Here is an 11,660-nt window from a genome sequence, read left to right as displayed (position 1 = left end):
TCATCTATCGCCATTTTGATTTCGCAAGAATCTTTGACTCATCGCATCTGGAAGAGTATTTCTTTGAAATTTCAATAACTTCTTCCATAAGACCATCTGACAGCGTGGTGGGTTTCAAGCCGAGATCCAAGAAGCACGAGTTCTCAACATGCAGTTCGTTTTCTTCAGCCTCGTTTCGGGGATTATCCATGAACATTATTTCTGTACCGGTCATGGACGAAACCTTCTCTGCCAACTCTTTTACCGTATGAGTTTCCGTCATCTGATTGAAGATTCGTACACGATCGCCCCGGTTTGGCTCGTTCTCCAATGCCAGTTCGATGCACTTGACTGTATCTCGGATATGTATAAAAGCACGTGTCTGCCCGCCCGCACCATGAACAGTTAACGGATGCCCAATGGCAGCCTGCATCAGAAAACGATTCAGGACGGTTCCATAATCTCCGTCATAATCAAACCTGTTTATCAACTTTTCGTCGAGATTCGTTTCGTCCGTGTTCGTACCCCAGACCACGCCTTGATGCAGATCTGTGATACGAACCCCGTTATTTTTGTTGTAATAATAAAAAAACAGAGCATCCTGCGTCTTTGTCATGTGATATATGCTACCCGGATCAGGCGGGTAGAGAATTTCTTTTTCGATCTCAACATTTCCATTGCTGTTCTCATGTAGCTCAACATGGTCACCACACATTTTTACCTTCAGGTACCCTTCCGGAATCTTGAATCCGGCTGTGCCATAACCATAGACCCCCATCGTTCCGAGATGGGCAAGATGCACATCGACCCCCGATTCAACGATTGCGCATAGAACATTATGAGTTGCATTAAGATTATTATCGACGGTATATCGCTTGGTGCGCGAATTCTTCATTGAATATGGAGCAGCTCGCTGTTCAGCAAAATGAACAATCGCATCCGGTTTTAATTCACAAATCAATGCAAGCAACCTGTCATAATCCCTTGCTATATCGAAATTATGATAATCTATACGCTTTCCACCATTCGCTTCCCATGCGGAAAGTCGCTCCATGATAGGTCTTACCGGTGTAAGCGACTCGCATTCCAGATCAATATCTATTTTTCTGCGTGACAGGTTATCTACGATCGTCACATCCCATCCTATCTTTGAAAGATGCAATGAGGTCGGCCATCCGCAAAAACCGTCCCCACCCAATACAATTACCTTTTTCATCGACATACCTCTAATTACTTCCATACTATCCATTCGCGTAAGGTCCTCGGTAAACCGCTAATCGAACCATATATAATCCATTTATATCGATTCGACCCGTACCCTGTAAGGTCCACACACAAATTCTCTTATATCCATCAGACCCGGCTGTTCACTTCAGGACCACTTCTGCCTCGTCCAATCAAGTCGACAACAATCGCAATCAGAATCCCCGTCATAAGCCCAAGAATAATCGAAGCACTAAACACCAGCTTCCAGTTCGCCCTGTCGGGCTCAATTACGGATGTCGGCGGCTTATCCATAGTAATTACAGATATTTTTTCCGGATCGAAAGAAACCCCTTCGAGATAGGTAATATATTCTTCAAGCTTATCCAGCTCAGGGGTATAATACTCGACAGTATCATCCGACTTAATGCCTTCGATTAAGTATTCTAGTGCCTCTGCATCTTTTAGATCACCAGGCGCATTCAGGCCCATCAAGAAAGGTTTACCTGCTTCAGGTGGCACCCATAAATAAAATATCCTGCTTCCTTCTGTTTTGGTTTTATTGAGTGTTGATATAGCCTCTCCCTGACCCGTAATCATCCTCAGCGCATTCTCTTTTATATTATTGAGCTTAATCTCGCGATTACGTACTGCTTTCTTCAGTTCAATATCAACTATTGATTGCAGTTCTCCAGTCAGCTGCTCACCGGTTCTCTTATCTACATAAGCGATATATTGACTCAGTTCGTGCGCGGCAGATACTGGATCCTGGCTCGTTAACCTTGCCACCGCATCCAAGAAATTATTTTGAGGATCTATGATGGTGATGGAGTTCACCTGTTCAGTATCCGAAAATTCTTGCTTGATGTTATTCGAGTTAAAGTTCCTGAGATAAGCTCTGAACACAAATCCTGGCGTAATTGTCTCCACGCCATATTTCTCGAGCAGATTGTCATCGGGATTGAAATATGCCTGATTTGATGCAGTCCCCGTCATCCCCGGGCCTGGCAAATTCACAAGCAGTTCATTGATGCTTTCGAATGAAGGTGGTAATAAGTAAGCACTGGCGGTGTATGTGTCTCTTGCACTCCACATATAGATGGTGGACAACACCAATACGAGCAGAACCGACACCAGAATGAGCCATTTTCGCCTTGTCAAAATCTGCCATAAATCTACCAGCCCAGCCTCGTCATTCAGATCTTCATAGGGCAGAATGTAAGCGGGTATCGGCTTTCTGCCTATATTTGAATCTAGCTTCTCATTATCCATTTACCGTATTCTTCCCGACTGCTTCTGGTAGATATATTTCTCGTTGATCTGTTTTCAGCACGTATCGAAAATACTGTACAACCTATTGTCCAACTCGATCGTAGACATCCTCGAACCGCACGATGTCATCCTCGCCCAGATAACTGCCCGACTGCACCTCGATTATCTCCAGTGGGATAGTGCCGGGGTTCTCCAGCCGGTGGGTGGTACCCAGCGGGATGTAGGTGGACTGATTCTCGGTGAGGATGAACACCTCCTCGCCGCGGGTGACACGCGCGGTGCCGCGCACCACGATCCAGTGCTCGGCGCGGTGGTGGTGCATCTGCAGGGAAAGAGACGCGCCGGGCTTGACCACGATGCGTTTGACCTGGTAGCGCTCGCCCTTGTCGATACCTTCGTAGTCGCCCCAGGGACGGTACACCCGGCTGTGGAAGCGGAATTCATCGCGGTCCTGTTTCTTCAGTTCGGCGACGATCTGCTTGACATCCTGGGAGCGATCCCTGGGCGCGACCAGCAGGGCGTCGGGGGTGTCCACGATAACCATATCCTCCAGCCCGATGGCGGCGACGAAGCGGTCGTTGGACCAGATCAGGGAGTTCTTCACGTCCTGCGCCAGCACGTCGCCCTGGGTCGCGTTGCCGCAGTCGTCGCATTCGGCAATGTCCCAGATGGCGGACCAGGCCCCGACATCGGACCAGCCGCTTTCCAGCGGCACCACGGCGGCGCGCTCGGTCCGTTCCATCACGGCATAGTCGATGGAGTTCTCGGGGCAGTTGATGAAGTCTTCCTTCCCCACCCGGCAGAAGTCCAGATCCTTGCGGCCGCTGTCGATGGCACGCTCGCAGGCCTGCTTGATCTCCGGCTCGAAATGATCGATCTCCTCCAGCCAGCTGGAGGCCTGCATCACGAAGATGCCGCTGTTCCAGTAATAGTCGCCGGCATCGAGATAGCCCTGGGCCTGGTCTAGGTCGGGCTTCTCCACGAAGCGCTTGACCTTGAAGCGGCCATCGCCGTCGAGGGTCTCGCCGCGCTGGATGTAGCCGTAGCCGGTCTCCGGCCGGGTGGGCTGGATGCCGAAGGTGACCAGATGGCCCTGTTCGGCCAGGGCCACGCCATCGGCCAGGGCACGGCGGAAGGCCTCCAGATCGGGGATGACATGATCGGCGGGCATCACCACCATCACCGCTTCGGGGTCCCTCTCCGCCAGGAACAGGGCGGCGACGGTGAGCGCGGGAGCGGTGTTGCGGCCTTCCGGTTCCAGGATGATGCCGGCGGGCTGGATGTCCAGCGCCTGCACCTGCTCGGCCACCAGGAAACGGTGTTCCTCGTTGCAGACGAACACCGGCGGCTCGCTGCCGGGGAAGCCCTGCAACCGGCGGGCGGTGGCCTGCAGCAGCGACTCGTCGCCGACGATGGGCATGAGCGGCTTGGGAAAATACTCCCGCGACATCGGCCACAGCCGGGAACCGGCCCCGCCGGTCAGGATCACTGGATAGACGGCCATCTCTCCCCCACAAATAAATGAATTATTTGCGCGGGATTATACGCGATTGTGGGGGTGCGGTAACCCGGGGTGGGCAGGAGGGATGCGGTGTTGCAGGAATCAGATCACAGTTTTCGGGACGGGAGAATGCTGCTCGGGAAGGGATGGCAAAGCGCGGCTGCAACCCCGGAGGTCCATGACACAGGCAAAACCGTCATTGCGAGCGAACCGTGGCAATCCCTGACTGCAGAATCAAGCGGTTGGATATTGCCACGCCACTTCGTTCCTCGCAATGACGGGTAATTATGGCGTCAGGGCCGGGCCGCGTCCGCCACGGGTTGCGAGACGGTGATCGCCTCGGCGTTCTGCTCCAGGAACTTCGGTCCGAGGCCGCGCACCTGGGTCAACTCGCCCACGGCGACGAAGGGCCCGTGCTGGTCACGGTAGGCGATGATGGCCTGCGCCTTCGAGGCGCCGACGCCCTTGAGTTGGGCCAGTTCCTCGGCGCTGGCGGTATTGACGTCGATCGGCTCGGCCAGCACCGGCTGGGCGCCGAACAGGAACAGGGACAGGATCAGATAGGGAATGGACTTCCACATGGGGATTACCTCCGTGTAATGGTTTTTGATTGTTGCTTTCCGTCCATCCTGGACGGAATTCGAGATTAGCCCGGGTTGGGGGTGGCGTCAAGTGACGGGCACCGATCCAACTCTGATTACCCCGTCATTGCGAGGCGCGTAGCGCCGCGGCAATCTCTAACCGACTAATTCTGCATTACGAGATTGCCACGCTGCGCTCGCAATGACGGAACCTACGGCGCCAACTCGCGATTGATGGCCTCCAGCACCGCCACCGGATCCTCGGCCTGGGTGATGGGCCGCCCGATCACCAGATAGTGCGAGCCGGCGGCCAGGGCATCGGCCGGGGTCATGATGCGCTGCTGATCATCGGTCGCGCTGCCGGCCGGGCGCACGCCGGGGGTGACCAGGATAAAGTCGCTGCCCAGCTGCCCGGCCAGCTGGCGGCTCTCCTGCGGCGAACAGACCACGCCGTCCAGGCCATTCGCCCTGGCCAGGCCGGCCAGGCGGGCGACATTGTCCGCCGGGCTGCCGGCCAGGCCCACCTCGGCCAGATCCCCTTCCCCCATGCTGGTCAGGATGGTCACCCCGATCAGCAGCGGCCGCCGCCCGCTGCGTCGCTCCAGCGCCTCGCGGGCAGTGGCCATCATCCGGCTGCCGCCGAGCGTGTGCACATTGACCATCCACACCCCCAGGTCGGCGGCCGCCTCGCAGGCGCGCGCCACGGTATTGGGGATGTCGTGGAATTTCAGATCCAGAAAGATCTCGAAGCCAAGGCCCTGCAGTTCGTCGACCAGGGCGGGGCCGGCGCGGGTGAACAATTCCTTGCCGATCTTGAGCCGGCAGCTGCCGGGGGTGAGTCGGCCGACGAAGTCCCGGGCCCGGGCGGCATCCGGGTAATCCAGGGCAACGATCACCCGTGAGTCGGTCTGCGCCTGCGTCATCATTCTCCCTCCACGCCGTAGATCGGTTTGATGCGGTTCCATTCCTTGCAGCTCGGGCACTGCCAGTGCAGCGCCTTGGCCTCGAAGCCGCAGTTGTGACAGCGGTACCGGGGCCGGTCCTCGAGCAGCCGCGCAGTCAGATCACGCAGCAGCAGCAGGTCCTCGCGCGCCCTGCCCTCGCTGCTGCCCAGGTCCAGATGAATCATCCGCTCCAGGCCGCGGATGGAGGGCCGCTCACGCAGGTAGGCGGTCAGATATTCCACTGCGGCAGCGGCGCCGTCGCGGGCCTCGATCAACTCCGAGAGCATCAGCGCCGGCGTCACGCCCCGGTAGCGACCGGCAATCTCCTGCAGATAGCGCATCAACTCCGGCTGCGCGCCCAGCGCCGTGTAGCCCGCCTTCAGTTCGGGCAGCGCCTCGGGCAGGAAATCGATGTCCTGTTTCTCGATGCGTTTCAGCACCTGGACCGCGGTGCGGTGGTCACCTGCCTCGCGCGCCAGACGGGCCTGCAGGAGGCTGGCACGCACACAGTTCGGATCGTGGTTGAGTGCCCGCTTGAGCAGGCGCGTGGCGCCGGCGGCATCGCCGTGACGCATCGCCTGCTCGGCCTGCTCGCAGTGAAACTGCGCCACTACCGGATGCATGTGGCGCCCGTTCAACCCCTCCAGCCGGCGGGCGACCTGGATCGCCTTGTCCCATTCCTTTTCCTGCTGGTAGATGTCCAGCAGGTGCCCCAGCGCGGCCGGGGCATGGGCGCTGGTGTCCAGCAACTCCTGCAGCAGGTTCTCGGCGCGATCGAACAGGCCGGCACGCATGTAATCGCGGCTCAGCTCCAGCAGTGCGGTGTTGCGCTGATCACGCTCCAGCGTGGGGCGGGCGATCAGATTCTGATGGATGCGGATAGCGCGGTCGACCTCGCCGCGGCGGCGGAACAGGTTGCCAAGGGCCATGTGGGTCTCGACCGTGTCGCTGTCGACTTCCAGCATGTCGACGAACACCTCGATCGCCTTGTCGGGCTGCTCATTGAGCAGTAAGTTCAGCCCTTTGAAATAGTGCTCATTGAGTTCCGGAGGGGGACGGCGCTGGCGCCGGCGTTCGCTGCGCAGGGCCACAAGCCAGCCGGAGGCGGCAGCCACGGGCAGGAGCAGCCAGAGCAGCGCCGACATGGTTCAGGGGCGGTCTTTGACGGGAAGCGATCGCAGGTTGGCGACCTCCTGCTCGGCCAGCCGGGTGCCGCGGCGCAGTTTACGGTTCTCACGCTTGAGCCGCAGAAGCATGAACCCGGCCACCAGCAGCCCCAGCAGCGCGCCCAGTGCCAGCACCAGCACCACCAGCAGCGCCAGCGGCAGTTGCAGGCTGCCCAGCAGATAGTTCAACGTCACCTGCTGCGGATTGAGCACGGTGAAGGTGATGCCGACCCCGATCAGGAGCACCAGGGCAATCACCGACAGGATACGGGACATGGGATTCTCCTCGTGGCGGGCCGTGGATTCATCGGATAGCGCAGCTGCGGCCCGCTACAGGCAAGACTTTATTGGGGCAGACGGCCGATGGCAACCGTCCGGGGAGCCAGAGGCGCCTCAGTTGCCGTTGTCGCTGGATTTGATCGGAGTGGTCGCGCGGGATTCGTTGACCCGTTCACGCATTTCCTTGCCGGGCTTGAAGTGGGGGACGTACTTGGAGGACAGGGCCACGGCCTCGCCGGTCTTGGGATTGCGGCCGACGCGGGGCGGGCGGTAGTGCAGGGAGAAGCTGCCGAAGCCGCGGATCTCGATCCGCTGTCCGGTCGCCAGGGACTGACTCATCTGCTCCAGCAGGCTCTTGACCGCCAGTTCCACATCCTTGTAGTTCAGATGGCTGTTCTTGCTGGCAAGAATCTCGATCAGCTCTGACTTTGTCATTCGTCTTCTTCCTGATATCCGGGCCGGATGGCAAGTGGCGGCGGCCGCACGCGGGCGGCCGCCGGCGTCATTCCACTAGGAGTATGCCAAAAAGCACGCAGAAATCAATGCTTAGCTGTTGCCCTTCTCTTCCATCTGCTCCTTCAGGATGTCCCCGAGGGTGGTGGTGGCGGAGCCGGACTTGGCATAATCCTGCACGGCCTCGGCTTCCTCGCCGAGTTCCTTGGCCTTGATCGACAGGCTCAGGGTGCGGTTCTTGCGGTCCACGCCCATGAACTTGGCCTCGACCTCCTCGCCTTCCTTGAGCACGGTGCGGGCGTCCTCGACCCGGTCACGGGCCAGTTCGGAGGCGCGCAGGATGCCTTCAATCCCTTCGCCGAGATCGATCACTGCTGCCTTTGCATCGACCTCCTTGACGGTTCCTTTAACGATGCTGCCCTTGGGATGGGCGGCCACGAAGTTGGAGAAGGGATCCTTTTCCAGCTGCTTCAGGCCCAGCGAGATGCGTTCGCGCTCGGGATCCACGGCCAGGACCACGGCCTCGACCTCGTCGCCCTTCTTGAAGTTGTGCACCACTTCCTCGCCGGTATCGCTCCAGGAGATATCCGACAGATGCACCAGACCGTCGATGCCGCCGTCCAGGCCGACGAAGATGCCGAAGTCGGTGATGGACTTGATCTGACCGGAGACCTTGTCGCCCTTGTTGTGGGTGGCGGCGAACTCTTCCCAGGGATTGGCGTGGCACTGCTTCATGCCCAGGGAGATGCGGCGACGCTCCTCGTCGATGTCCAGCACCATGACCTCGACCTCGTCGCCCACGTGCACGACCTTGGCCGGGTTGACGTTCTTGTTGGTCCAGTCCATCTCGGAGACGTGCACCAGACCTTCCACGCCTTCCTCGATCTCGACGAAGCAGCCGTAGTCGGCGATGTTGGTGACCTTGCCGAACAGGCGGGTGCTTTCGGGATAGCGGCGGGACAGATCCTCCCACGGATCGGTGCCCAGCTGCTTCATACCCAGGGAGACGCGGTTGCGCTCGCGGTCGAACTTGAGCACCTTGACCTCGATCTCGTCACCCACGGCGACCATCTCGCTCGGATGCTTGATGCGCTTCCAGGCCATGTCGGTGATGTGCAGCAGACCGTCGATGCCGCCCAGGTCCACGAACACGCCGTAATCGGTGAGGTTCTTGACGATGCCCTTGATGACCATGCCTTCCTGCAGGTTCTTGAGCAGTTCCTCGCGCTCGGCGCTGTATTCGGACTCGACCACCGCGCGGCGGGAGACCACCACGTTGTTGCGGCGCTGATCGAGCTTGATGACCTTGAATTCGAGTTCCTTGTTCTCCAGGTAGGTGGTGTCGCGCACCGGGCGCACATCCACCAGCGAGCCGGGCAGGAAGGCGCGGATGTCCTTGATGTCGACGGTGAAGCCGCCCTTGACCTTGCCGCTGATCATGCCCTTGACGGTCTCGTTGTCTTCGTAGGCCTGTTCCAGTTCCTTCCAGACACGCGCGCGCTTGGCCTTCTCGCGCGACAGGCGGGTCTCGCCGAAACCGTCCTCGACGGAATCCAGGGCGACTTCCACGTCCTCGCCCACGTTGATCTCGAGCTCGCCCTGCTCGTTATAGAACTGCTCGACCGGAATCACGCCTTCCGATTTCAGTCCCGCGTTGACGATGACCACATCCGGCTTGATGTCGACGACGGTGCCGGTGACGATGGATCCGGGGCGGAGTTCCTGTTTGGCCAGGCTCTCTTCGAACAGTTCTGCAAAGCTTTCGCTCATGGTTGACTCATTCCTTGAACCGCAACTGCGATTCACTTGTTGGGCCGCGCGGTCGGACAGACGAACCGTCACGGGTTGGTTGCAAAGACAAAGCCCGGATAAGGGCTATCCGGGCGCCGATTCGTACAAACGGGTATTATAGGCAGAAATGCGAAAAATATCACTAGTCTGGGTAGGCGCCGGGCACATTCGCCCCCTCACCCCGACCCTCTTCCCGGCGGGGAGAGGGAGCCAGCCTCCCCTCTCCCTTTGGGAGAGGGGCCGGGGGTGAGGGCATCAGGCGCCCAGCCGCCCCCGCACGATCCCCAACGCCGCCGCAATGCTGCCCTCGATATCCAGCCCTGAGGTATCCAGCTCCACGGCGTCCTCCGCCGGCTTCAGCGGCGCGACCGGCCGTTCCATGTCGCGCTTGTCGCGGGCCTCGATGGCCGCCACCAGTTCCGCAATGTCGGCCTCGATCCCCTTTTCCTTCAACTGGTTATAGCGGCGCCGGGCACGTTCCCCGGCGCTGGCGGTGAGAAAGATCTTCACCTCGGCCGCGGGAAAAACCACACTGCCCATGTCGCGACCGTCGGCCACCAGCCCCGGCGCGGCGCGAAAATCCCGCTGCAACTGCAGCAGCGCCTCGCGCACGCCCGGCAGGGCCGCCACCCGGGAGGCGGCGTCCCCGGCGGCCTCGCTGCGGATGGCCAGGCTGACCTCCTCGTCCCCGAGCCAGATGCGGTCGGAATCGGTGTCGAAGCGCACTTCCAGATGCCGGGCAAGATCGGCCAGTCCGGCCTCGTCGTCCAGCGCCACCCCCCGGTCCAGGGCGGCATGGGCCACCAGCCGGTAGAGGGCGCCGCTGTCGAGGAAATGCCAGCCCAGGCGGGTCGCCAGGGCCCGGCTGACCGTGCCCTTGCCCGAGCCACTGGGTCCATCGACGGCGACCACCGGTGCCTGATCACTCATTCGGTCACCCCAAGACCGGCCTGCTGGGCCAGCGCCACGAACTCGGGGAAGGAGGTGTTCACGTTGGCGCAGTCGTCGATGACGATCTCGGCGCCGGCCCGCAGGCCGGCCATGGCGAAGGCCATGGCGATGCGATGGTCGCCGTGGCTGTCGATGCGGCCACCGCCCAGCTGCGGCCGGCCGTCGATGACGATGCCGTCCGGCGTGGGCTCGGCGGACACGCCCAGCGCCTGCAGACCATCGGCCATCACCTGGATGCGGTCGCTTTCCTTGACCCGCAGTTCCTCGGCCCCGCGCAGCACCGTGCGGCCCTCGGCGCAGGCGGCGGCCACGAACAGGGCGGGAAACTCGTCGATGGCCAGCGGCACCAGTTCGGGCGGGATGTCGATGCCTTTGAGCGCGGCGGCGGTGATATGCAGATCGGCCACCGGTTCTCCGCCCAGCACCTGCTCGTTGGCAATTTCGATGTTCGCGCCCATACGCTGGAGGATGTCGATCACCCCGGTGCGGGTCGGGTTCATACCCACCTGCTCCAGTACCAGGTCCGAGCCAGGCGCGATGCTGGCCCCCACCAGGAAGAAGGCCGCCGAGGAGATGTCGGCCGGCACCGTGATCGCGCCGCCGGTCAGCCGGCCGCCGCCGTCGAGGCAGGCGCGCGGCCCGTCGACTTCGACCGCGTAGCCCAGGCCCTGCAGCATGCGCTCGGTGTGGTCGCGGGTCGGCGCCGGCTCGGTGGTGCAGGTCCGGCCCGCGGCATAGAGCCCGGCCAGCAGGACGCAGGATTTCACCTGGGCGCTGGCCATGGGCAGGGCGTAGTCGATGCCCCGCAATGCCCGCCCCCCGGTGATTTTCAGCGGCGCGGTCCCGCCCGCCTCGCTGTCGATGCGTGCGCCCATTGCAGTCAGCGGATCGATGACCCGGCCCATGGGCCGCCGCGACAGGGAATCATCGCCGGTCAGGACGCTGTCGAAGGTTTGCCCGGCCAGCAGCCCGGCCAGCAGCCGCATGGAGGTGCCCGAGTTGCCCAGGTACAGCGGCTCGGGCGGCGGCTGCAGGCCGTGCATTCCCACGCCGTGGATGCGCACGCTGCCATCGTAGGGCCCCTCGATCTTCACACCCATGGCACGGAAGGCGGCCAGGGTGGCCAGGCTGTCCTCGCCCTCGAGGAAACCGGTCACATCACTCACGCCCTCGGCCAGCGAACCCAGCATGATGGCGCGGTGCGACACGGATTTATCCCCCGGCACCTTGAACCGGCCTTCGAGCCGGCCACCGGGCTGGATGTGGAATTGTTTGTTGGTGTGGGTCAATTCGGGTTCCTGTTCATTCGATTCAAACGAGTAGGTCGGGTTAGCGCAGCGCAACCCGACAGCGTCGCGGCAAACGTCGGGTTACGCCCTGCGGACTAACCCGACCTACGTTACTGCCTTCCCGTCATTCCCGCGAAAGCGGGAATCCATGGGGTTCAGCGCGTAGACCGGAATAAGGGCCGGATGGCCCGTTTCCGGCATTCGATCCGGAGTGCCGGGAACACTGCGTTTATCCCGGCCTACGACTACGC

At 60.8% G+C, this 11,660-nt stretch carries 10 protein-coding genes and 1 pseudogene; all 11 read right to left on the bottom strand.

Annotated elements, in window-relative coordinates:
- Nucleotides 1-4: 4 nt before the first annotated feature.
- Nucleotides 5-1,228, bottom strand: coding sequence for an NAD-dependent epimerase/dehydratase family protein (locus tag COW1_RS02375; protein WP_242466478.1), 1,224 nt, complete (start codon nt 1,226-1,228; stop codon nt 5-7).
- A gap of 104 nt (nt 1,229-1,332) precedes the next feature.
- Entirely contained in the window at nt 1,333-2,454 is a 1,122-nt protein-coding gene (locus COW1_RS02370; protein WP_201345314.1) for a Wzz/FepE/Etk N-terminal domain-containing protein, read from the bottom strand.
- Nucleotides 2,455-2,536: 82 nt separating this feature from the next.
- Complete coding sequence (locus COW1_RS02365; RefSeq protein WP_201345313.1) at nt 2,537-3,958, bottom strand: mannose-1-phosphate guanylyltransferase/mannose-6-phosphate isomerase; 1,422 nt, start codon at nt 3,956-3,958, stop codon at nt 2,537-2,539.
- Between the two features lie 290 nt (nt 3,959-4,248).
- A complete protein-coding gene (locus tag COW1_RS02360; protein WP_201345312.1) occupies nt 4,249-4,536 on the bottom strand; it encodes a helix-hairpin-helix domain-containing protein in 288 nt (95 codons plus the stop codon).
- 212 nt (nt 4,537-4,748) lie between these two features.
- Nucleotides 4,749-5,462: an orotidine-5'-phosphate decarboxylase gene (gene pyrF, locus COW1_RS02355; RefSeq protein ID WP_370590883.1), complete on the bottom strand. Its 714-nt coding sequence runs from the start codon at nt 5,460-5,462 to the stop codon at nt 4,749-4,751.
- Entirely contained in the window at nt 5,459-6,625 is a 1,167-nt protein-coding gene (lapB, locus tag COW1_RS02350; protein ID WP_201345311.1) for a lipopolysaccharide assembly protein LapB, read from the bottom strand. Before lapB ends, pyrF begins: the two co-directional genes overlap by 4 nt.
- Nucleotides 6,626-6,628: 3 nt before the next feature.
- The gene (locus tag COW1_RS02345) at nt 6,629-6,922 is read right to left on the bottom strand and encodes a lipopolysaccharide assembly protein LapA domain-containing protein (RefSeq protein WP_201345310.1); all 294 of its coding nucleotides are present in this window, start codon (nt 6,920-6,922) and stop codon (nt 6,629-6,631) included.
- Between the two features lie 117 nt (nt 6,923-7,039).
- Nucleotides 7,040-7,378, bottom strand: a complete 339-nt coding sequence (locus COW1_RS02340; RefSeq protein WP_255534309.1) for an integration host factor subunit beta — start codon at nt 7,376-7,378, stop codon at nt 7,040-7,042.
- A 93-nt stretch (nt 7,379-7,471) separates the two neighbouring features.
- Nucleotides 7,472-9,184 carry a 30S ribosomal protein S1 gene (rpsA, locus tag COW1_RS02335; protein ID WP_255534308.1) on the bottom strand — a complete coding sequence of 571 codons (1,713 nt, stop codon included), beginning with the start codon at nt 9,182-9,184 and terminating at the stop codon, nt 7,472-7,474.
- Nucleotides 9,185-9,424: 240 nt separating this feature from the next.
- Nucleotides 9,425-10,099, bottom strand: a complete 675-nt coding sequence (gene cmk / locus COW1_RS02330) for a (d)CMP kinase (RefSeq protein ID WP_096366635.1) — start codon at nt 10,097-10,099, stop codon at nt 9,425-9,427.
- Nucleotides 10,096-11,388, bottom strand: a pseudogene (gene aroA, locus COW1_RS02325) (3-phosphoshikimate 1-carboxyvinyltransferase); the annotation flags it as partial. The gene cmk and the pseudogene aroA, both read right to left, overlap by 4 nt.
- Between the last annotated feature and the right edge of the window lie 272 nt (nt 11,389-11,660).

The organism is Thiohalobacter sp. COW1, from assembly GCF_016629505.1.
Lineage (GTDB): Bacteria > Pseudomonadota > Gammaproteobacteria > Thiohalobacterales > Thiohalobacteraceae > Thiohalobacter > Thiohalobacter thiocyanaticus_A.
This window is presented reverse-complemented; position numbering and strand designations above follow the sequence as displayed.

Coding starts and splice junctions, on each gene's coding strand:
- cmk (WP_096366635.1), bottom strand. CDS start 10,099: ATGAGTGATCAGGCACCGGTGGTCGCCGTCGATGGACCCAGTGGCTCG.
- COW1_RS02365 (WP_201345313.1), bottom strand. CDS start 3,958: ATGGCCGTCTATCCAGTGATCCTGACCGGCGGGGCCGGTTCCCGGCTG.
- COW1_RS02370 (WP_201345314.1), bottom strand. CDS start 2,454: ATGGATAATGAGAAGCTAGATTCAAATATAGGCAGAAAGCCGATACCC.
- pyrF (WP_370590883.1), bottom strand. CDS start 5,462: ATGATGACGCAGGCGCAGACCGACTCACGGGTGATCGTTGCCCTGGAT.
- COW1_RS02345 (WP_201345310.1), bottom strand. CDS start 6,922: ATGTCCCGTATCCTGTCGGTGATTGCCCTGGTGCTCCTGATCGGGGTC.
- COW1_RS02375 (WP_242466478.1), bottom strand. CDS start 1,228: ATGGATAGTATGGAAGTAATTAGAGGTATGTCGATGAAAAAGGTAATT.
- lapB (WP_201345311.1), bottom strand. CDS start 6,625: ATGTCGGCGCTGCTCTGGCTGCTCCTGCCCGTGGCTGCCGCCTCCGGC.
- COW1_RS02360 (WP_201345312.1), bottom strand. CDS start 4,536: ATGTGGAAGTCCATTCCCTATCTGATCCTGTCCCTGTTCCTGTTCGGC.